Annotated in this window: 24 protein-coding genes and 1 tRNA gene; 13 read left to right on the plus strand and 12 right to left on the minus strand. The window is 39.2% G+C overall.

Annotated elements, in window-relative coordinates; all coding sequences use genetic code 11:
• The first annotated feature begins 168 nt into the window (after positions 1–168).
• From G6Q00_RS00545 to G6Q00_RS00555, 3 genes are read left to right on the plus strand one after another with little or no spacing between them, the layout of a single operon-like run.
• Positions 169–1,980, plus strand: a complete 1,812-nt coding sequence (locus G6Q00_RS00545; RefSeq protein ID WP_163531544.1) for a DUF342 domain-containing protein — start codon at positions 169–171, stop codon at positions 1,978–1,980.
• Positions 1,981–2,532, plus strand: coding sequence for a Holliday junction branch migration protein RuvA (gene ruvA, locus G6Q00_RS00550; RefSeq protein WP_163531545.1), 552 nt, complete (start codon positions 1,981–1,983; stop codon positions 2,530–2,532).
• Positions 2,529–3,884, plus strand: coding sequence for a class II 3-deoxy-7-phosphoheptulonate synthase (locus tag G6Q00_RS00555; RefSeq protein WP_163531546.1), 1,356 nt, complete (start codon positions 2,529–2,531; stop codon positions 3,882–3,884). The genes ruvA and G6Q00_RS00555 overlap by 4 nt, the downstream gene beginning before the upstream one ends.
• A 6-nt stretch (positions 3,885–3,890) precedes the next feature.
• Here G6Q00_RS00555 and G6Q00_RS00560 read toward each other — a convergent pair whose 3' ends face one another.
• Positions 3,891–4,394 carry an acyl-CoA thioesterase gene (locus tag G6Q00_RS00560; RefSeq protein ID WP_163498432.1) on the minus strand — a complete coding sequence of 168 codons (504 nt, stop codon included), beginning with the start codon at positions 4,392–4,394 and terminating at the stop codon, positions 3,891–3,893.
• Between the two features lie 74 nt (positions 4,395–4,468).
• On the opposite strand from G6Q00_RS00560, the gene galE reads away from it, so the two are divergent.
• Together galE and G6Q00_RS00570 are read left to right on the plus strand one after the other, a co-directional pair.
• Positions 4,469–5,503, plus strand: a complete 1,035-nt coding sequence (gene galE / locus G6Q00_RS00565) for a UDP-glucose 4-epimerase GalE (protein WP_163531547.1) — start codon at positions 4,469–4,471, stop codon at positions 5,501–5,503.
• Positions 5,497–6,303, plus strand: a complete 807-nt coding sequence (locus G6Q00_RS00570) for an SDR family NAD(P)-dependent oxidoreductase (RefSeq protein ID WP_205426420.1) — start codon at positions 5,497–5,499, stop codon at positions 6,301–6,303. The genes galE and G6Q00_RS00570 overlap by 7 nt, the downstream gene beginning before the upstream one ends.
• A gap of 1 nt (position 6,304) precedes the next feature.
• Here G6Q00_RS00570 and G6Q00_RS00575 read toward each other — a convergent pair.
• Positions 6,305–6,389 (minus strand) — tRNA-Leu (locus G6Q00_RS00575).
• Between the two features lie 254 nt (positions 6,390–6,643).
• Between G6Q00_RS00575 and G6Q00_RS00580 the strand changes: the two genes are divergently transcribed.
• The 6 genes from G6Q00_RS00580 (at position 6,644) to G6Q00_RS00605 (ending at position 12,070) form a co-directional block, all read left to right on the plus strand.
• Positions 6,644–7,672 carry a ribonucleotide-diphosphate reductase subunit beta gene (locus tag G6Q00_RS00580; RefSeq protein ID WP_163531548.1) on the plus strand — a complete coding sequence of 343 codons (1,029 nt, stop codon included), beginning with the start codon at positions 6,644–6,646 and terminating at the stop codon, positions 7,670–7,672.
• Complete coding sequence (locus G6Q00_RS00585; RefSeq protein ID WP_163531549.1) at positions 7,673–8,302, plus strand: protein-L-isoaspartate(D-aspartate) O-methyltransferase; 630 nt, start codon at positions 7,673–7,675, stop codon at positions 8,300–8,302.
• A 5-nt stretch (positions 8,303–8,307) separates the two neighbouring features.
• Entirely contained in the window at positions 8,308–9,354 is a 1,047-nt protein-coding gene (locus G6Q00_RS00590) for an LptF/LptG family permease (RefSeq protein ID WP_163498428.1), read from the plus strand.
• Positions 9,354–10,088, plus strand: coding sequence for a tRNA pseudouridine(38-40) synthase TruA (truA, locus tag G6Q00_RS00595; RefSeq protein WP_163531550.1), 735 nt, complete (start codon positions 9,354–9,356; stop codon positions 10,086–10,088). The genes G6Q00_RS00590 and truA overlap by 1 nt, the downstream gene beginning before the upstream one ends.
• Positions 10,089–10,262: 174 nt before the next feature.
• The gene (locus G6Q00_RS00600; protein WP_163531551.1) at positions 10,263–10,448 is read left to right on the plus strand and encodes a hypothetical protein; all 186 of its coding nucleotides are present in this window, start codon (positions 10,263–10,265) and stop codon (positions 10,446–10,448) included.
• Between the two features lie 284 nt (positions 10,449–10,732).
• Positions 10,733–12,070, plus strand: a complete 1,338-nt coding sequence (locus tag G6Q00_RS00605; protein WP_163531590.1) for a metallophosphoesterase — start codon at positions 10,733–10,735, stop codon at positions 12,068–12,070.
• Positions 12,071–12,106: 36 nt separating this feature from the next.
• Here G6Q00_RS00605 and G6Q00_RS00610 read toward each other — a convergent pair whose 3' ends face one another.
• Positions 12,107–12,796, minus strand: a complete 690-nt coding sequence (locus tag G6Q00_RS00610; RefSeq protein ID WP_163498426.1) for an outer membrane protein — start codon at positions 12,794–12,796, stop codon at positions 12,107–12,109.
• Positions 12,797–12,972: 176 nt separating this feature from the next.
• Here G6Q00_RS00610 and G6Q00_RS00615 point away from each other — a divergent pair, with 176 nt between their 5' ends.
• Together G6Q00_RS00615 and ung are read left to right on the plus strand one after the other, a co-directional pair.
• Positions 12,973–14,571, plus strand: coding sequence for a methyl-accepting chemotaxis protein (locus tag G6Q00_RS00615; RefSeq protein WP_240330898.1), 1,599 nt, complete (start codon positions 12,973–12,975; stop codon positions 14,569–14,571).
• Entirely contained in the window at positions 14,572–15,306 is a 735-nt protein-coding gene (ung, locus tag G6Q00_RS00620) for a uracil-DNA glycosylase (RefSeq protein ID WP_163531552.1), read from the plus strand. It begins immediately after the preceding gene.
• Here ung and lpoB read toward each other — a convergent pair.
• From lpoB to G6Q00_RS00665, 9 genes are all read right to left on the minus strand, one after another.
• Positions 15,292–15,939: a penicillin-binding protein activator LpoB gene (gene lpoB, locus G6Q00_RS00625; RefSeq protein ID WP_163498424.1), complete on the minus strand. Its 648-nt coding sequence runs from the start codon at positions 15,937–15,939 to the stop codon at positions 15,292–15,294. The two genes, ung and lpoB, sit on opposite strands and share 15 nt — an antisense overlap.
• Positions 15,940–16,006: 67 nt before the next feature.
• Positions 16,007–16,483, minus strand: a complete 477-nt coding sequence (locus G6Q00_RS00630; RefSeq protein ID WP_240330899.1) for a hypothetical protein — start codon at positions 16,481–16,483, stop codon at positions 16,007–16,009.
• Between the two features lie 2 nt (positions 16,484–16,485).
• The gene (locus tag G6Q00_RS00635) at positions 16,486–16,998 is read right to left on the minus strand and encodes an LPP20 family lipoprotein (protein WP_163498423.1); all 513 of its coding nucleotides are present in this window, start codon (positions 16,996–16,998) and stop codon (positions 16,486–16,488) included.
• A gap of 55 nt (positions 16,999–17,053) precedes the next feature.
• On the minus strand, positions 17,054–17,311 hold the full coding sequence (rpsR, locus tag G6Q00_RS00640; RefSeq protein ID WP_006564600.1) for a 30S ribosomal protein S18: 258 nt from the start codon (positions 17,309–17,311) through the stop codon (positions 17,054–17,056).
• 17 nt (positions 17,312–17,328) lie between these two features.
• The gene (ssb, locus tag G6Q00_RS00645) at positions 17,329–17,784 is read right to left on the minus strand and encodes a single-stranded DNA-binding protein (RefSeq protein WP_163531553.1); all 456 of its coding nucleotides are present in this window, start codon (positions 17,782–17,784) and stop codon (positions 17,329–17,331) included.
• A complete protein-coding gene (gene rpsF, locus G6Q00_RS00650; protein WP_163498421.1) occupies positions 17,785–18,192 on the minus strand; it encodes a 30S ribosomal protein S6 in 408 nt (135 codons plus the stop codon).
• A 65-nt stretch (positions 18,193–18,257) separates the two neighbouring features.
• A complete protein-coding gene (gene holA / locus G6Q00_RS00655) occupies positions 18,258–19,235 on the minus strand; it encodes a DNA polymerase III subunit delta (RefSeq protein WP_163531554.1) in 978 nt (325 codons plus the stop codon).
• Positions 19,217–19,969, minus strand: a complete 753-nt coding sequence (locus tag G6Q00_RS00660; protein ID WP_163531555.1) for a R.Pab1 family restriction endonuclease — start codon at positions 19,967–19,969, stop codon at positions 19,217–19,219. The genes holA and G6Q00_RS00660 overlap by 19 nt, the downstream gene beginning before the upstream one ends.
• Positions 19,959–21,032 carry an SAM-dependent methyltransferase gene (locus tag G6Q00_RS00665; RefSeq protein ID WP_240330900.1) on the minus strand — a complete coding sequence of 358 codons (1,074 nt, stop codon included), beginning with the start codon at positions 21,030–21,032 and terminating at the stop codon, positions 19,959–19,961. The genes G6Q00_RS00660 and G6Q00_RS00665 overlap by 11 nt, the downstream gene beginning before the upstream one ends.
• Positions 21,033–21,043 lie beyond the last annotated feature (11 nt).

Below are 21,043 nucleotides of genomic sequence, written 5' to 3' on the forward strand. Positions count from 1 at the left end.
TATTTTAATATCTATTAATCCTACTTTTTGGTTAGTTTTGGAACAATGAAGGAATTATAAGGAATTATAAGGAATTATAAGGAATTATAAGGAATTATAAGGAATTATTGCGCGCCCGCGCTGTTTTTATGGTTTTGTATAGATTAACTTCTAGTTGGAGAGTGTGTTTTGGGTGATTTTTATTCCAAAATTGTAGAAAACTGCGCAGATATAGGGCTTGAGTTAGAAAAAGTGGCACAAGCCTATAATCTTGATGTGGGCGAGTTGTGGTTTGACTTACTTAAAGTACACACTTTAGTACGCCTAGACCCTAAGGGTGAGTTTAAAATTTTAAGTCCTGAGGTGGCTAAGCGCATTGATGAGGATTCTTTTTATGAAAATAAAAATTTAGAGGTGATTCAGCGCTATGACATCTGTGTTAAAAAGAGGCTCTTTAAATATTTTTTAGATATAGAATTATCCGCTGATGAGGATAAGCTTTATGTGGTACTTGAACACCCCTTTATGATCATTAATGATAAATGGCTGTTTGACGAGTTATGCGATCATATAGAGGCTTGCATGGCTCTTAAACGAATTATCTTGCGCCAAATGCCAGCCCAGCACACTTTATTTAAACAAGAACTTGCCCGTTATGCTACACAAGATACCTACCCGGATCGCTTTTGCATTAAATGCACTAATTATAGACCTAGTAGACATGGCTACTTTGAATTTTCTTTAAAAAAAGCTTGGAAACACAAGAATAACGAGGAAGCCCCCGTTAATGCCGTTTATGGAGCTTGTAAAGGGAGCACTGTTTTAAAGTATATTAAACCTATGCAGGGAGTGAGTGGGCGCAATTTAAAGGGGAAAATGTGCGTGGTTGAAACGCTAGAAAATGTACCCGTTGAGTTAGAATATAGCGCGGAGGCGTTTGAATCTAGTGATTCAATCCATGAAATTAGTTATATTTCTAAAACAATCCAGTATGTGGCCTTTGTGGGCAATGCGCTTAAGAGTTTTACTAAAAGCCAGTACATGGAAATGAAAAGCACTAATATGCCCATGTTTTTAGGGGGGATTGAGGGGGGCATGGTGCTTAAGATTAGCGCTAAAGATGAAATTGAAGATGCCATTGATGATAATTTACGGGTAGAGGCTAAAGAAATTTATATTCAGGGCAATGTAGGTAAGAATGTAAAATTAGTGGCTAAGAAAATTTCTATTGAGGGGCAATTACATGCTGAGAGTAGCGCTATAGCTGATGAAATTGCCATTACTAATAATAAAGGTCTGTGCAAGGGTAAAATTGTGCGCTGTAAATATGCCGATCGCGGGACAATTTTTGCTGAAACTTGCGAGATTGAGGCCTGCACCGGAACTTTAATCCATGCAAAAGAGATCACACTCAAACAAGTTAAGTCTAATAACACCTTTTATTTTTCCTCTAGTTGTATTTTAGATAGAGTAGATGGGAATGAAAACGCCTTTCGCTTTTCTGCCTTTGCCACCCCTGAAAATAAAGAAGTTTTAGAACACATCAGAGTAGCGATGGACACTTATAAAGATAAGGCACAAAGAATTATGGTTGAGTATCAAAAGTTAAATGTTTATATGCAAAAAAACCAACCCGTTATTGATAAAATCCGTAACGCCGATGTTACCACGAGAAAAACTCTCATTGAACAAGATTCAATCAAGCGTATTTATTATGATTTTATGGATTGCTTAAAAAGGGTTAAAATTTTACACATGTATCTTTCTAGGATTCAAGACCTCAACCGCTCTTTTGTAGAACGGTTAACCCAAATTGAATCAGAAATGAAACAGGCTAAAATCCACACAGATGGCCCTTGGACAGCCTTTAACACCGTCACTTATGTAAAAATCTATACAAAAGGCTCTCAAAATATCTTAACAGAAAAGGGCGAAACGGCAGATTATGTTTTAGAGGGCGGAGAGGTGAATAAAGTTGCGCGCTACCAACATGCTACTTAAATGATTGTCGGGTTAAGGGGCATTATTTTACAGGTTTTGCCTACCTTTATTGAATTAGAAACTAATGGGGTGGTTTATGGGGTGCATGTCAAGGCGGGGGAGAGTTTTGAGCTAAAACAAGAAATCTATTTACACACCACCCAGATCATTAAAGAGGATAGCCATAGCCTTTATGGTTTTTTGCAGCGCACAGAAAAAGAGCTTTTTGAAAGATTATTAAAGGTTAATGGAGTGGGCCCGCGCGTGGCTTTGGCTATTTTATCTACCTATAGCTGTGCTGATTTTAGTGTGTGTATTCAAAATAAAGATCTAAAGGCCTTACAAAGAGTACCGGGTGTGGGGGCTAAAATGGCAGGTAAGATTATGCTAGATTTAGCCGGTTTAATCTTACATGAGCAACAAGAAATAAAAGATACAAGTATAGAGCAAGCGCTACTAGGTTTACAAAGTCTAGGGTTTAAAAGAGCAGAGGCGCTTAAAGTTTGTTCTAGCCTACCCAAAGGGCTAGATACACCTACTTTAATTAAACTAGCCCTCCAACAACTCAAATGAGAAATCAAATGCAAAAAACATGGCAAGCTACTAGTTGGCGTACTTTTCCCATTTTGCAACAACCCCACTACAGCGATCCTTTAGCCTTGAAGAGAGCTGAAAAAACCCTAAAAACCTACCCACCCCTTGTTTTTGCTAAAGAAATCAATAGCCTTAAAAGCGCTCTTAAAGAGGCCGCACATGGGCGAGCGTTTTTATTACAGGGGGGGGATTGTGCAGAGAGCTTTGCTAGTTTTAGCGCGGATAGTATCCGCGATCTCTTCAAAGTTATTTTACAAATGAGTGTGGTTTTAGCCTTTAGTGGGGGTTGTCCTGTGATTAAAGTAGGCCGTGTGGCCGGGCAGTTTGCTAAACCCAGAAGTGCAGAGAGTGAAATTGTTAATGGGGTGGAAGTACCCATTTACCGGGGGGATATGATTAATGGGCTAGAAATTACAGAGCGAGAGCCTAATCCAGCTAGGCTACTCCAAGCCTACCACCAAAGCGCGGCGACTTTAAATTTATTGCGCGCCTTTGCTAAGGGAGGATTAGCCGACTTAGCCGAAGTACAGCGCTGGAATTTAGATTTTGTGAAAAATAATAGCTTTGGGCAAAAATACGAGGCTTTAGCCTTGCAGATTACAAAAGCCCTTGAATTCATGCAAGCCTGCGGGGTGGCTAACATGCCAGCTTTGCAAGAAACAGATTTTTATACAAGCCATGAAGCGTTATTGCTTAATTATGAAGAGCCTTTAGTGCGCCAAGATAGTTTAAGCGGGCGTTATTTTGCCTGCTCAGCGCATATGCTTTGGATTGGGGAGCGTACAAGGGGGCTAGATCAAGCCCATGTTGAATTTTTAAGAGGGGTGGGTAATCCTATTGGGGTTAAAATAGGGGCTAAAACAAAATTAGAGGATTTATTAGGTTTATGTGAGGCGCTTAATCCAAATAATGAGCCGGGAAAATTAAGTTTTATTGTGCGCATGGGGGTTAAAGAATTACCCCGTGTTTTTCCTGAGTTATTAAAAGGGGTTTTAGCGCATAAAAAAGAAGTGGTGTGGGTGTGTGATCCTATGCATGGCAACACCACTAAAACCCCTAGCGGGATTAAAACAAGATCTTTTGCCCATATCCTAGAGGAAGTACAACGCTTTTTTGAAATCCACCGCGCTTTTAGTAGCTGTGTAGGTGGGATTCATTTAGAGATGACGGGGCAAAATGTAACCGAATGTGTGGGCGGATCGCAAGGTGTAAGCGAGGAAAGCTTAAAAGAGCATTACCACACGCAGTGTGATCCACGGCTTAATGCCACGCAGTCTTTAGAATTAGCCTTTTTATTAGCCGATAAACTTAAAAGCCGCATCGTGCGTTAAAAATAACTACTTAAGCGCGTTTTTTTGGGTGTGCTTGAGGGCTTCTTTGCGTCTGATCGCGCGTTCGTAGCGTTCTTTTTCTTTCTCTGTGCGGGGAGTAAAAGAAGGCATAGGTACGGTTTTGCCATCTTTAACCGCTACCATTGTAAAATAACAGCTATTAGTGTGTGTAGCGGTTTTGTTTCTAAAATCCTCACAAACCACTTTAATCCCCACCTCACAGCTTTTAGTCCCTACATAATTCACGCAGGCATAACAGGTTACTAAAGTCCCAATAGGGATAGGGTGTTTAAATAACACGCGATCTACACTTAGAGTAACAGTAGGGCAACCACAATAACGCGTAGAGCACACATAGGCCACTTTATCTAAAAGGTTTAACAACTCCCCGCCATGCATCACATCATTAAAATTAACCATTGTAGGGGTTACTAGAAAGGACATGACTAATTGTCTTGAATCCCCGATACTAGACATTGTATCAGCTACTAGATCTGTTGTATTGCTCATAACAGCTCCTTAGAAAAAAATAGCTTTATTTTAGTAAATTTTGGATAATGTCAGTCAAATTTTATCTAAGGTTATTGATGTTACTTTTTACCGGTGCTTGTGGGTATATTGGTTCAAGTGTGGCGCGTTATTTTTTAGAATATACAGATTATCAAATCTGGATTATTGACAATCTAAGTACCGGTTTTTCTATCCATGCAGAGATTTTAAAAAAGCTTTACCCGGATCGTGTGTATTTTGATCAGATAGATTTAAAAGAAAGCGCTAAGCTTGAGCTTGCCTTGCAAGAAAAAAAGGCACAAGGGCATCAGATTATAGGGGTACTACACTTTGCGGCTAAAATTTTAGTTGAAGAATCCACCCATAAGCCTTTAGAGTACTATGAAAACAACACCCTTAACACCCTTAAACTAGCGCAGTTTTGCCTCCAGCATGGGATAAAATATTTTCTATTCTCCTCTAGTGCGGCTATTTATAAGGCTAGTGTAGAACCTGTACAAGAAAGCGCCCCTCTTGATCCGCTTAATCCTTATGGGGCTTCTAAAATGATGAGTGAGCGCATGCTTTTAGATATTAGCCTAACCTCAACGCTTAAGTGTATCATTTTGCGCTATTTTAATGTGGCTGGGGCTTTGCATTTTAATGATTATACAAACTCCCTTGCTTTAGGCCAGCGTACACAAAACGCCACACATTTAATTAAAATTGCCTGCGAGTGTGCGGTGGGTAAACGCCCCTCTATGGCTATTTTTGGCTCAGATTATCCCACTCCAGATGGGACATGTATTCGTGATTATATCCACATAGATGATCTAGCCCTTGCCCATTTGGAAGGCTTTAAAACCTTGCTACATACAAAACAAAGCGAGGTTTATAATGTAGGCTATGGTAGGGGTTATAGTGTGGCTGAGGTCATAAATAAAGTTAAAGAGATTTCAGGGGTCAATTTTTTAGTGCAAAATCAAGGCAGGCGCGCAGGCGATCCGAGTTCTTTAATTGCTAATCCGCGTAAAATCCTCACACAAACCGCCTTTAGACCCCGTTTTTGTAGTTTGGATTTGATCATACAAAGCGCCTATGAATGGGAGAAATATTTAAATAAATGCTAGAGGTGGTACTCACAGGGGCAAGCAGTGGCATAGGTTTAGAAAGCGCGCACCTGCTACTTAACAAAGGTTATAAAGTGTACGCTCTCTCTAGGAAAAGTACCTCTATGCTAGAATTAGATCACCCAAATTGTACCCGTATTAATTGTGATTTGCAAGATCAAGCACAGATAGAGCAGGCCGCCTATCTTATTCTTAAGCAAAGCGATACACTTTTTGCTTTAATCAATAATGCTGGCTATGGCCTCTTTGGCGCACTAGAGCAACAAGAAATACAGCAGGCTAAAGCCCTTTTTCAAACTAATCTTTTTGGGCTAGCTAGACTTAGCGCGCTATTATTGCCTAAACTACGCGCTAATGTTGCCCTTAAACCTAGAATTATCAATGTCACCTCTAGTGCGGGTAGATCAACCACACTTTTTTTAGGCTGGTATCATGCGAGTAAATACGCCTTAGAAGGCTATAGCGATTGTTTGCGCGCTGAACTTTTGCCTTTGGGAGTTTTTGTAATACTCATTGAACCCGGGGCCATTAAAACTAAATGGGATAAGGGTTTAATAGAGCCTACTTTTAAAGGGGCTTATGCTAGAGAATTAGAAAAAACCCATGCTTTTTTTAAGCGCATTTATATAAATGCTAGCCCCGCAAATAAGGTAGCCGCTACTCTTTTAAAAGCTTTAGAATCGCCTAACCCTAAAACGCGCTATCTAGTGGGAAAATACGCGCATTTATTAGTCTATGGCAAGAAATTTTTACCGGATAAAGTTTATGATCGTTTTATGCGTTGGTTTATTTTAAGGTGAGTGGTACGGAAGAGAGGAATCGAACCTCCACGCCTTGCGGCGTCAGATCCTAAGTCTGGTGCGTCTACCAATTTCGCCACTTCCGCTTAAAAAGCGATCATTGTAATTTCTACCCCTTTAAAATACGCTTAAAAGTGTTTTTAAACCTTAAAAAACTTAAATTTATAGAAAAAGTGGGGGTGATTTTGATAAAAGCTTTCCTTTTTCTAGGGAGGGGAATTAAACGCTTTAAAAACGCCCCCACACTTATAAAAACACTAGTAGAAAAAAAGAAAGGTGTGGGCTTAAAAGTTTTCTAGTGAAAAATTTGATTATACTAGATCCTTTTTAGGAGGAAATGATGGATCATCTGAGCCGCAAGAAAATTTATAACCCGCAGAGCCAAGAGCAGGTGAGTGATCGCCAGATTTTTGGGGGTAATCCTACTAGCATGTTTGATTTAAATAAAATTAAGTACCCTTGGGCCTCTAAACTTTGGAAAACCATGCTCACTAATACTTGGTTTCCTGAGGAGGTGAGCATGCATGGGGATAAAAACCACTATTTACACCTTAGCCCCCAAGAAAAAATAGGCTACGATCGCGCCCTAGCCCAGCTTATTTTCATGGATAGTTTGCAAACTAATAATTTAATTGATAATATCAACCCCTTTATCACTAGCCCTGAGATTAATTTATGTTTGGTGCGCCAAGCTTATGAGGAGGCTTTACATAGCCATAGTTATGCGGTGATGGTGGAGAGCATTTCAGCTAATAGCGATAGCATTTATGAGATGTGGCGTACCGATGTGGCTTTAAAGAATAAAAATGATTGCATCGCCCAAATTTATATGGATTTATCTAATAACCCCACCGAATATAACTTACTTAAAGCGCTTTTTGCTAACCAGATTTTAGAGGGGATTTATTTTTATAGCGGCTTTAGCTTTTTTTATGCTTTAGCGCGCAGTGGTAGAATGCTTGGCAGTGCTCAAATGATTCGCTTTATCCAGCGCGATGAGCTCACCCATTTACACCTATTCCAAAACATGATCAACACTTTACGCAAGGAAAGAAGCGATCTTTTTAGCCCGGAACTCATTGCTGAGGTTAATGAGATGTTTAAACAGGCGGTGGATTTAGAAAGCGCTTGGGGGGCTTATATTACACAAGGGCAAATGCTAGATTTAAGCCCACAAATTTTAAGAACCTACACAGAATACCTAGCCGATACCCGTTTAGCTGTTGTAGGATTGCCCAAACTTTATAACAGCGCAAACCCTATTAAATGGGTTGATCAATTCGCTAACTTCAATAGCCACCGCTCTAACTTCTTTGAGGCTAAAGTGAGCAACTACTCTAAGGGTAGCTTAAATTTTGAGGGGTTTTAAGTGCACCACATTAAAAACGCCCACATGTGCGAGGCGATTGCTAAGCATTTTCCACTAGAAGAGTCTATTAAAAAGGCTATGTGTGCTATTGATCGCGAGGAATTTGTCTCCCCTAAACATTTAGCCTATAGCCTTAATGCCTTGCCTATGGGAGGGGATCAATTTGTCAGCTCCCCACTCACTGTAGCTAAAATGACTCAGTATTTAGAACACAATGGGGCTGATAGCGTGCTAGAAATTGGCTGTGGGAGTGGCTATCAGGCAATGGTACTCTCTAAGCTTTTTCGCCGTGTTTTTAGTATAGAACGCATAGAAAAACTCCTTATTCAGGCCAAAGAGCGCTTTAGAAAATTACAAGTTACCAATATCCACACTAAACTTGGCGATGGACAAGAAGGCTGGAAAGAATTTGCCCCCTATGATCGCATTCTCTTTTCAGCCTGCGCCAGACATATCCCACAAACTCTTTTTGATCAGTTATTAGAGGGGGGGATTTTAGTTGCGCCCATGCATACAGAAAAGGGGCAAATTATCACGCGCTTTAAAAAGCACAATAACCGTTTATTCTCAGAGAGCTTAGAAGCTTGTCAGTTTGTACCTATTTTAGATGGAATAGAGCGGGGCACTTAGTTGTTATGGATTTAGCTAAAACCTGCATGTTTAATGCTATCTCTCAGATTTTCTTTTCTTTCTTTTTAGTGCTCTTTTTCATCGCCTCTATGGTAATGCTTATTGGCATTGCTAGCGTTACCCTTGTGGTTAAGCTTAGCTTTTTAGATTTAGCCCAACTCTATATCTATTCTCTACCCGGCACGGTTTTTTTCATCATTCCCATTACCTTTTTTGGGGCATGCGCTATTGGTTTAGCTAGACTCTCCTATGATCATGAATTACTCGTCTTTTTCTCACTAGGCATTGCGCCTAAACAGATTGTTAAGGCCTTTTTACCTCTTTGTGTTTTTGTAAGTCTAGTACTTTTAATCTTTTCTCTTATTTTAATCCCAGCCTCTAAAAGTGCTTATTATTCTTTTTTGCGGGCTAAAAAAGATCGCGTAGATGTGAATATCCAAGCGGGCGAATTTGGCCAAAAACTAGGCGATTGGCTAGTGTATGTGGGGCATAAAAAGAGAGATATTTTTAGTGATTTGGTGCTTTTTTCACATAAAGGTCTTGCCTTTGAAAGCTTTATGATTGCACAATCCGGGCAAATTAAAAATCAAGGGGGAGTTTTTGGGATAGAACTTAAAGAAGGAGATGCTTATTTTGCAGATAAAAACCAGTTGCGCAAAGTCCACTTTGAAACGCTTAATTTACGCAATAAACTCGCTTTTTCTGCTAAAAAAGACGCCGCTTATTTACACTCCCATGACTATATCTCTTACTGGAAAAAAGCCTTTGGCCCCCATCCGGATAAAAACCAACAACGCCGTTTTACACAGGCTATTTTAGTCTCTCTTTTTCCACTTGCTAGCCTCTTTCTTATCCCTCTTTTTGGCATTGCTAACCCGCGCTTTTCTAAAAACCTCTCTTATGTTTATGTACTTTTAGCAGTGGGGCTATACTTCTTAGGCATGCATGTAGCTAGCCAAGATGCCCCCATTAGTGGGACTATCCTTTTGCCCATTGTGTGGATGCTTGGTGCTTATGGGCTTTATAGACGCATTATTGTGCGCTTTTATTGATGCGGCGTTTTAAACTTGTGCTAGCCTATGATGGTAGCGCCTTTTATGGTTTTGCTAAACAAGCAGGTTTGTACACTGTAGAGGGCACACTTATAAGCGCTTTACAAAGCCTACAAATACAAAGCAAGATTTTAGCCGCTGGACGCACCGATAAGGGTGTACATGCCATGTACCAAGTAATCGCCTTTGATGCTTGTGATATTTGGAGTCCCTCTAAACTGCTCAAACACCTAGCCCCTAAACTAGGGTATTTTATTGCCTGTAAGAGTATAGAAGAAGTGCCGCTTTCTTTTCACCCTAGATTTGAAGCCACAAAGAGGCGTTATCGCTATTTTTTAAGCTTAACTAAGCCAAGTCCTTTTTTAAGCCGCTTTGTAGGCTATCACCCTTGCGGGGATAGGGGTATTTTAAAACAGGCTTTAGAGCTTTTTAAAGGCATGCATGATTTTAAATTTTTTAGCAAAAGTGGGAGCGATCCAAATAGCACGATTCGTACAATCTACAAAGCCTTTTGCTACCCCTACACACTTTATAACTTGCCTTGTTTGGTATTAGTCTTTGAGGCTAACTCTTTTTTGCGATCCCAAGTACGGCTGATGTTAGGCGCAGCCCTAGCTTGTTCTTTAAAACAAATCTCTTTAGAGGATTTAAAAAAACAAATTGCACTTGATAAGCGCTTTTTAGTGCGATTAGTATCACCCGCCGGACTTTATTTAAGTTCTGTGTTTTATTAAGCCTAGTAAAACTCTATCCTCTAAAGTGAAAATATAAGTATTTTTTAACACACTCCCCGCGCTTAAAAATTAGAGCACAAAACCCTTAGTCTAGTTTCTTAATCTGCTTGGCTAAAATTGGGGCTGTGAGTGGTAACTTATCCTACTTTAAAGCAGTGTCCACTTAGGTGGGTTTTGCAAAAATTAATTGAAGTTTTTGGCGGACTAGATTATGGGATTAGAAATAAGATTTTGAGTCAAAAGAGGGGAATAAATCTTTTATATTACAGAAGGAAAGGGTTAGCGGGGGTTGGTTGGCTTAAGTTTGTGGCATTAAAAAAGGTAAGGGCTGGTTTGGTAAGATTTATAAAATCTGATTAATAAACCCTTATTCTAAGGTAAGTAAAAAGTTTTTGTAAAAATTAACACACTCCCCGCACTCAATAGCCTAGTAGCTTTCTTTCTAAAAATAAATACCCCCAAACTAACGACCCTTAGCCTAGTTTCCTAATCTGCTAGCTTAAGCTTATAAGTTTTATGAAGTGAATAAACCCATAAAATAGTATTTTTGGAAGCTTTGGTTTTACTTTAATTACTAGAATTTACAGATTTTTAAAGCGATCTAATTACCCTACCACACCAAACCTTTTAACTTCTCTTAACAGATCAAATTTTATAATCCTGCTATGGCATACCTCATTTTTTATAGTGTCTTCATCACTTTTTTGGGTCTAACTAACTTGTATGTGTATAAAAAATTGCTCCAAAAAATGGTTTTACTCCAATGTGTAGGCGGATTAGCCGGGTTTATGATATTAGGGCTTTTTATTGCACAACTAGTGTTTTTATTTGCCAGTACCTCAAGCCGTCTACATTTAAGTACATCTGCTTATAAAATTCTTTCTCTCTCCTACGCGCCTACCTATGTTTTATTTGGTATAACTTTGCTATTTGAGTGTTTAAACATTGCCCTAGCTTTCAAACCCCACAAAAGCCACTCCCCCTATCTCTCTTTTCTTTACACCTATAGCATTGTATGCATCATTATCTTTTTGCTTTTTATAGGCATTTGTAAGGCTACATTCAAGGCTGAGCAATTAAATAACGCTGATATTTCTTTATTTGATTGCTTAAATGTCTTGGCATTTGCTATGCTTGTTAGCATTGCTTTAATAAATCAACGAGAAATTAAAAACCAATTTTATCCCCTCTTTGATCTAATCTTTTTGGTTTTAGTGATCTATTTTAGTGCTATCATTGCCCATAACGCCCTTGAAATCCCCGCCATTAAAAAAGTCCAAGTTGAAATACCCGGGCTAAAACAAGACCTTAAAATTGCCATGCTAACAGATGTACATTTAGGCCCTAATTTGCATGAAAAATTTCTCAATGGGATTATAAAAAAGGTCAATGATCAAAAAGTAGATATGGTTGTGATTGTGGGGGATTTGGTAGATACTAACCCTAAAAACTTAGAAGGCTATATCTCTAAACTAGATGATTTAAAATCCACTTACGGGACATTTTATGCTGTGGGTAACCATGAATACTACCACGGCCTTTTCTCTGTGTTAACTCTTTTAAAAACCCATACCCATATGAAAATTCTATTTAATAGCAGTGTAGATATAGGGCCTCTTAATATTGCCGGATTAGCCGATCTAGCAGGGCTTACATGGGGAGCTGAGTACGCCCCCTCTTTACCTAAAACTATTAAGCATTTAAATACAAATAAACCTAGTATCTTACTCACCCATGAGCCAAGAGCCGCTCTTATTTATGATTTAAAAGATTTTAATTTAGTTTTAAGCGGGCATACTCACGGGGGGCAGGTTTTCCCTTTTATGTTTTTAACAAAATGGCGTCAGGGATTTACCCACGGGCTTTATTCTTTAGGCCCAAAAACAAAACTCTATGTAAGCAGTGGAGTAGGCTTTTGGGGACCGGCGATGCGTGCCTTTGCTAAAAGTGAAATTGTGATTTTAAATCTTAAAAGAGATTAAAGATACCACCCGGGGCATAAAGCCCCGGGCGCTCAACTAGAAATTGATTACATAGTTCATGTAAACAGAAAAATTGCGTTTGAACATGACTGAATTGACGCTGTGATCTACAACCGCTTTATAGTAGTAATTTGTAACAAGAGGGATACGCAAGCCAAGTTCAAGACCCTGATGTTTGGTTAAATTAGTTCTAAACCCAAGATTGATAGGGAGTTGAAAATAGCTAGTATTCATTTGAGCACTTGTGCCTAGTTGGCGATTTAGAGTCATATATCCGCTTTGTCCAGCAGCTAGCCAACTAGTTCCTTCTAAGGCTACCCCAGCAAAGAGACCGGCGGTTTTAACCCCATTTTTACCCTCAAAGAAGTTATACAGAAAATCCATTCCTGCGCCGTAGTTAAAGTTGGCTAGGTCTGTGCGCCCATTATAAAAAGTTCCATGTTGCCAAGCAAAGGTAGCGTAGTAACGCAAACCAAATCGTTTAGATTTGCCAAAGAATTGTTTATACCCTACTTGGGTGTCTAAACCATACATTTCCCCATACATAGACTGGGCATTAGCATAGCCACCTAAAGGGCTGGCACTACCGCCATTGTGAGATCCACGCATCATAGTAGAATATTGGAAACCACCTTCCATATAAGCCCCGCTTTTTTCAGCACTAAGCGGGGTTAGACTCGCAAATGTTGAAAAGGCCATTGGAATTGCTAGAAAACGAAAACGCATGAAAACTCCTTAAAATAATTTACAGGGCGATACTATAACAAAAAAAATAATGCTCAGAAATAACGAAAGGTTAATTTAGCGTTAATTCATCATTAATCTAGCTAAAAACAAGCCAAAATATTTTAAATTTTAGCTTTTGCTTAATTGTTATGTATAATGCAGATAAAAGCGAGTTGATGATGTTTAAAAGTATTAAGGCTAACTTGGCTATTTATATTTCTTTTGCTTCTTTACTTGTGGTGGGCGTTGTTTACTTTTCCTTGCATGCAAGTTATGAAAGACTTACCACCAGACAAAGCATAGCCTTTATTAAGGTGATTAACCAAGCCCTTGTTACTATGGTTAAAGAAGCGGCTTTAACAGGCGATGCTAACCAATTAACGCGCGTTGTCCATGATAGTCAAACCCTACAAGGCGCGCATGTTAGTTTTGTGCCTTCTAAAGAGGTGATTAAATTATTTGGTTTGAGTGCGCAGTTTACTAGAGATGTAGAGATGTTGCGTATCTTTAAGGATAAAACAAGTACTCCTAAAATCCACTTTCTTGAGGAAAATAAAAAGCACATTATTTTATTGCGCCAACCTTTCATCGCTGAAAAACTGTGTTTAAGTTGCCATGTTAACTCTAAACTAGGCGATGTACTAGCTATTTTAAATGTCAAATTTGATCTAAGCAATATCCACGATCAAATACTAACCCACACCCTTAGAACCTTAGGTTTTATTTTAGCAATTCTTGCATTCATTGGCTTTATTTTATTATTTATCTTTGAGAAAAATCTATTTGGACCCCTAGCGCGTTTAAAAAGAATGGCAAGTACCCTCACCCAGTCTAAAAAGGCAGATTTAACCCAAAGATTAGAAAGCAAACGATTAGATGAGGTGGGCAGTACAGCGCATTTTTTTAATCTCTTTATCCAAAAACTCCAAGATATTATTAAAGTCTCTAAGATGATTCTAAACTCTAATATGGCCACTAGTGGCGCGATAGAAGAGGCCGCAAAAACCCTTAAATCCACAGAATCTAATGAAGATCAAATTATTAAAACCATGCGTAGCTTAAGCCATGATGTAGATTCAAACGCCACAACAACTTTGCAAGTTCTCCAACTAGCCACAGATACGCTAAAAAAAGCCGATGCTTCTATGCTCACCTTTAGCCAAAGCATTAGCCAGCATGTCCAACTAGCTTTAGACGCGGCAAAAAACCAAGATAGCATTGCTAAAGAAGCCCAAAGTCTCACACATAGCGCGGCTGAAATTAAAAATGTACTCTCTATTATTGAAGAAATTGCTAATCAAACTAATTTATTAGCCCTGAATGCCGCTATTGAGGCCGCACGGGCGGGTGAACATGGGCGCGGGTTTGCGGTGGTGGCTGATGAAGTGCGCAATCTAGCCAGTAAAACGCAAAAATCTCTTGCAGAAATTACAAGTATGGTTAATGTGATCACCCAAAGCATTGGAGATATTGGGCTTAAAATCCAAAACATGGCCTTAGAATCTGAAGATCTTTCTAAACAGACTTCTGAGTTAAACACCCATATTAAAGCCGTTCAAGATGATTTGTCTATTTCTAATAAAACCGCTGGGGAGGCCATTAGTAGCAATGAGCAAATCGGACGCCAGATTAAAGAAATGGCCACAGCCACCCAAAACTTAGTTGACATGTTTTCTCAGATCAAACAACAACGGCTCAATTTAGAAAAGAATATCCAAGAAATGCTAGAACACAATAGCCACCTTAATCAAGAATTCTCTAAGTTTGAGGTGTAAATGCTTTTTCACATTTTAGAACGCTTACGACAAAGCGCTTGGTTTGCTTTATTAGAGCCTCTTAGCCAAAGCCCTTCTTTTTACACTCTTAATCAAAATTACATGCAAAGCTTAAAAGAGGCGCATAAAAAAAACACGCGGGTTTTCCCCCTATTTACCCAAATTTTTAGGGCTTTTGAAGACACCCCTTTGGAAAAATTACACACCATTCTTTTAGGCCAAGACCCCTACCATGGCACTTTTATGTACCAAAACCAAGAATACCCCCTAGCTTGCGGGCTAAGTTTTAGTGTGCCTAAAAATGCCCCCATTCCTCAGAGTTTGCAAAATATCTACAAAGAATTGAGCGCTAATTTGCAGATCAAACCTAGTTGTGGCGATCTAGCTCCGTGGGCAAAACAAGGTGTGTTGTTACTCAATGCCATTTTAAGCGTAGAAAAAAATAGGGCTAAATCCCATGCGGGTTTGGGCTGGGAATGCTTTACTGATGGGGTTTTAAACCAAATTTCTCAACTAGAGCGCCCTTTAGTCTTTATTTTCTTAGGCAAGGTCGCACAGGAAAAAATCAAACTTTTAACGCCTAACCCTAAACATTTAATTATCACAGCCCCCCACCCAAGCCCCTTAGCCCAAATGAGAGATTCTACTTTTCTAGGGAGTCGTATTTTTAATCAAGCAGAGGATTTTTTAAAAGAACAAGGGGTGTTGATGGATTGGTCTTTACCATGCAACTGATTTATTGCTACCTAGCTTGGTGATAGGAAATTCATGACTCCAAACCTCTAGCCCATTGTGGACACTAGTGATACTAAGGATAAACACATAATCAATGCGTTGTTTGGTAGAGCTCACTCTAGCATTTCTTTGGATAATTTTACCACTCAAGGATAGATCAGGGGCGCGTATTGTACCTTTTTCTTGTGTAGTTTCTTGGTTAACTTCCTCATTATCCCGGAGCTTACGCGCTTTAGCAATCATCTGATCAGTTGCGCCCCCACTACCGGCAACAAACCTAGTTACATAGTATTTATCCTTAACTTGCGCTTGCAAGGTTTGAATCACCATTTGGGTAAGTTGTTGTGGATCAAAATGTTGTTCGGTATCATTAATCACATCAGAAACTGCAATCACCTTTTTACCTTGTAACCCTTGCATTTCTGGGCTAGCTAGCATGGATTGTACCGCCGTTTTAGCCGCGTATTCAATGTCTTGATAATCTAATCCTGCTGTAACATACTTTTTAGATTCTTGATCGCGTTTGGAGACATAACTCACCTGCTGACCACAACCGGTAAGTAGTAGCGATCCAAGTACACAAGAAACCCATATTTTAGGATTTCCTATCCCTTTAAAAATCCACTCTTTCATGGTGTTATCCTTTCATTTTGCTTATTGAGATTTGAGTAGGTTGCTCTTTTAAGAAGCCTTATTTGCTTTAGTTTTTAGGCGCACTCTCCTTTTGTAAGGGAGGTTGTGTAGCATTTTTAGCGGGTGGGTTTGTTTTTTCTACTGGGCTTTGTTTTTGATTGCTAGGCGGAGTTATCACCTTAGAGGGTTTTTTTTGCACAATAACCTTAACTTCTTTACTACTCTTAGAATCCATACCAAGCAAAACATAAACCCTATTAGAGTCTACCCACTTGGCTTTTAACATGCTTTGTAGCTGCACAGAGACTTCTTTCTTAGGATCAACCTTTTGATCCTTTAGTATAAAGTCTGCTAACTTATCTCTAGCCATAGTGCTAGCCATGCTCATGGCATAATCCACATCTCCATCTAAAATATCTGCAGACCCACAGGCTAGAATATTTCCCTTACTAAGCTTTGCTATAGAAGAGCATTGCTTAACCCACTTGGGCGCACCCGCTAAAAAACTGCTTGCTAATAACAGGCCAAAAACTACCCATCTCATGCCTATTTAGTAGAGCTTAACCCCAATTCTGATCGTACTTGGGAGATAACCCCTTTATCTAAGCCCACCAAAACCCACACGCGATCTTTACCAACCCATCGAGCTAACACCTTGCTAGCTGTGAGTACGCGATCCACTTTTTCACTAACGGTACGGCTACTGGTCTCACTCAAGGCGTTATTACCCCTAGAAACCTGTTCTTGGACATCTTTCATGAGTTCTGCTTTAAGATTTTCGGCTAGATTAGCCCTAGCTTTAGTAGAAGCCATGTCGGTAGCATAATCTACATTGTTACCCACAATATCCTCTTCACCACGCCCTTTAAATATGGCGCTATCCTCTTTGCTCTCCATTTTTAGCTTACTTAAGTCCCCGGTAACCCATTTAGGAGCGTCTTTAGTTTCAGCGCGATACGCTTTATTCTTTCTACTCACCCCTGATTTAGGTTGGCCACACCCCACAATTGCCAACACACCTACCAAACTTCCTAGTAACACCCACTTCTTAAAAACCATAAATGCTCCTTCAAAACAAATTCAGATTATTATACAACAAAAACAAAAATACACACTAAGACAGCCTAAAAGGATTGTCTACAACTTTTTTACGATCCACGATATAGGGGATAAGTGCCATGTGCCTTGCGCGCTTAATCGCCACCTCCACCCTTTCTTGCCACTTTTTGCTATTGCCTGTTAGCCGTCTTGGCATGATTTTATAGCGCTCAGAAAGCGAATGCTTGAGCAATTCTAAATCCTTGTAGTCAATAAATTCAATCTTGGCTTCTGTGTATTTGCAGTAGCGCTTAGAATACTTTTTTCTTTCCATTCATTCTCCTTATAGTGTTAAAAAGGCATGTCATCATCAACATTGATTTCAGGGATTTTCTCCTCCTGTCTTGGTTTAGAACTTGGCACAGGTTTAGAGTACGCCTCATCTCTTTGTTGGCGGTATTCTGTATTGGGTTGTGCCGCATTTTTAGAATCTAACATCACAAGACTTTCAGCAGAAACGCTATGTTTACTGCGCCTATTGCCGTATTGATCATTCCAGCTTTCAAGCTTTAATCGCCCTTCAATTAAGACCTTTGATCCCTTGTGTAGGTATTGGTTTGCCACCTCAGCCGTGCGCCCAAATAAATCTATATCTATAAAACAAGTTTCCTCTGTTTTACTTCCATCTTGGCGTTTGTAAACATGGTTAGTCGCAATGCCTACCTTGCCCACAACTCCCCCATTTTGCAAATGCCGTATTTCTACATCGCGGGTAAAATGCCCAACAAGGACGATTTTATTATACATTTAAGACTCCACAGGGGGGACCTGTTGGGGTGGGGTTTCTTTATGGGGTTTTTCAAAACCAGAGTGTAGTAGGTTTTTAGAAGCGCGTTGTACTAAGGTTTGCCATGCCTTTTGTTCTTTCTTGCTCTCATATTTTAAAATCATGAAGCGCAAAATATCCTCATTAATACGATACAGCCTTTCTAGTTCTAACACCACGCCTGCATGGGCTGTAAAATAGATGACAAAATAGTACCCTCGTTTGTGTTTTTGGATTTCATAGGCTAAGTTTCTATGCCCCATATCCAAAGTATTAACCACCTCTCCCCCGCTCTTTGTGATCACCTCTTGGTAAAATGCCAATTTATCTTTGATCTCCTCTTCTACTAAAGTGGGTTTGAGAATAAACATTGTCTCATAATGTTTCAAAAAATCTCCTTCTGGATAAAGCCCTTTTTTACATTCAAAAAGAGCAAGGTTTTTAATCCTCCATTCTAGCAAATATTATCTTGTATTTTGATTAAAAAATGCCAGTTTGTATTCCCCCCCTGCATACTAGCCACATACCACGCATTTAAATACACAAAAATCTGTTGGTAATTAATCACTTGTTTACACCGCTCTTTTAAAGTTTGTGTGATCGCTTGAGGGGGGTTATAGCCTAAAATTTCCTTAGCATTGCTAGTTTCTTTTTTTAGATAGGCATAAAAACCAAAGAGTTGGTAAAAATAGCGTTGTAAACCGCGTATAAGTTCAATCTCTTCAAACTCCTCTGCTAGCAAGCGCATAAATGTTTCTAGCACTTTGGAGGATCGTTTAAATAAAACCGCTAAAAGCTCCTCTAGTTGTATCCCACCCACCCCATAAACATGTGTGTGTATATCGCTAAGCCCAATGGGTTTATCTAATAAGGCTAATTTTTCTAAATCCTGATAGATTATCCCTACATCATTATTTTGCACCTCTAATAGTAAAGTAAGCGCCTCAATATCTACTACTAAATTTAAAGCCCGCGCTTTTTCTTGCAATAGAGCTAATCGTACATGCAGATCTGGCATAAAAAAGCGCACTTCTAGGGCTTCTAGTTTGGGGTGTTTAAACTGGGCGGCAAATTGTTTGAAATCTTGGGCGTATTCGCTTTGGCTTTTGGCTTTGTAAAATTCTATGATCAAAGCATTTTGTGGGTGTATGCTTAATCTATCTAAAAGCATGCGCACTTCTTTAGCGGCTAGTTTTTTATCTAGCTTAAGCCACACCAAATTACCCTGATTAAATAAAGAGTCTTGGCTGATGTACTCTAACACTTCTTCAAAGCAATAATCTTTAAAATAAATCCGGTAAATCTGAACCTGTGGGGTGAGCTTAGCAATTTTATTGGCATAATATTCTATATAAAACTCCCATTCCCCATAAAGCAAGATAGCCCGGGGGATTTTGCGTTGCAAATAAGCCTCTAATTCTTTTTGATACATGTAATCGCTTTTAAAATTTCTAACACATCGTGCTTGTGGCTGGCACTCAAGATACCAAAAAGCCACATGAGTTCAAACAAAAGTGTTTGATACCCATCTGCTAAGAGTAAGTAAGCGTACTCTTTAGGCTGGGCTGTTCTTCCTAAAAGTGAAGGCGTAAGGGGTGCGGATTGTAACTTTTTAAGAGGTAAGCAGAAATAGAGCATGGGCTGCACACCCACCGCCCGCTGCTTTTCTTTCACCACAATCTCTACTAAAATACCCGAAGAATCAAAGGGATAGACTAAAAGAGGGTACCTCACTTCAGAGTAGTAAAACCTCTCTGAAATTTTTATAGACTGGATAATGTAGTAGCTAAAGTTCTGTTCTATAAAAGATCTCTCCTGTTCTAGGGTTGTAAATAGTTCTTTAATTTTCTCTTTTGTAATGAGTCCCCACTGAACAAAATAATAAAGATATTCGCTCAACTCGTAAAGAGCTTTGTACTTGCCATTTGCCCCTCTAAACTCTGTATAGGGGAGTGTACTAAGGGCTAATTTTTCTGGATTACTTTTATCCACATCATAACCAATTTGCCATTCTACATAGTGTTTTAAAGAGAAAGGGATTTGTCTTGTGGGCGTGGGTAACCCATATCCACCAAAACGAAGCTTAACTCTCATCTTGCCAGTTTGTTCTGTGAGAGGGATTGGTACTTTAATAACTTTGTTTATTTCATCTACTTCAATTCTCATAATGCACTCCTAATAAATCTTTAAAGTACCACTCAATTTCAGGGCTTATTTTCTTAGTTTGGCTAGCTATAATAAAATGATCTTCTAAATTCTTAAACTTAGCATAGTCTAAAAACACATCACAATTACGCAAATAATAGGGGATATGGGAGATCTGGGTTTTAAAGACATCAATGTAGCAATATAAGCTGTACTTCTCTTGAGTGATATAGATAGCATGCGGACTCTCTTTTTCTAAAAAAGTTTTGGAGCGCAAAAGGGCGTTAATGTCTCTAAGTGTATAAAACATGGAAACTCTTAAATCTTTGGAGACTTTCTTTTGATTAGGGTATTTGTCTACATAGGCACTAATAAAATCCCAACCTTGCAATCTAAAGCTTTTACCCTCTAGAGTTAAAAAATCAAAGCCTGCAAGAAAACCCTCATCTAAACCTTTAATATCCCTTTTATAAAGGGCTAGAATAATAGGAAAATAGCCAAGCGATTTAGGGCAAAAGATTTGCGAACTCAGCACCAAACCCTCTAATAAGCGGTAATTTTTAGCAAAATCTTTAAGGGATTTTAAATTAGTTCTTTTAATGAGATAGGAAAGAGGGTGGAGTACACAAACATAATCTGCTTTAAGTAAATCAAAGGAGCGTAAAAAACTAATGCCTAAATCCCTAGCTTTAAGGGGGGTATCCATCTTAAGCGCCTCTTTATCTTTAAGAGAAGAGCGCACCCTAGAGGTTCTATCATTATAAGGCGGGTTGCCTACAATTACAAGCTTACTAGTACCAGGGATATGGAAGTTTTCTCGCATAACAGCATGTAGGGCGTTTTTGTGCAAGAGGGTAGCGTGTTTGCAGGTTTTTCTAGCCTCTTTTAAGGCCAAGTTATCCTTATCCACACCCACATACGCACTAAAGCCCGGCCAGTGTAAAAAACTCCCATAACCACATGCACTATCTAGCAAAATATAATCTTGAGGGTTGATATGTTTAGTAAGCATTTCAAAAGCTTTTTGTACTAAAAAGGGAGGGGTGTAAAAACTGCCTAAATTGATTTGATCGGAGTAATGCAAATGCGAGGGTT

The sequence above is a fragment of the Helicobacter suis genome, from assembly GCF_902196125.1.
Classification (GTDB): Bacteria; Campylobacterota; Campylobacteria; order Campylobacterales; family Helicobacteraceae; genus Helicobacter; species Helicobacter suis_B.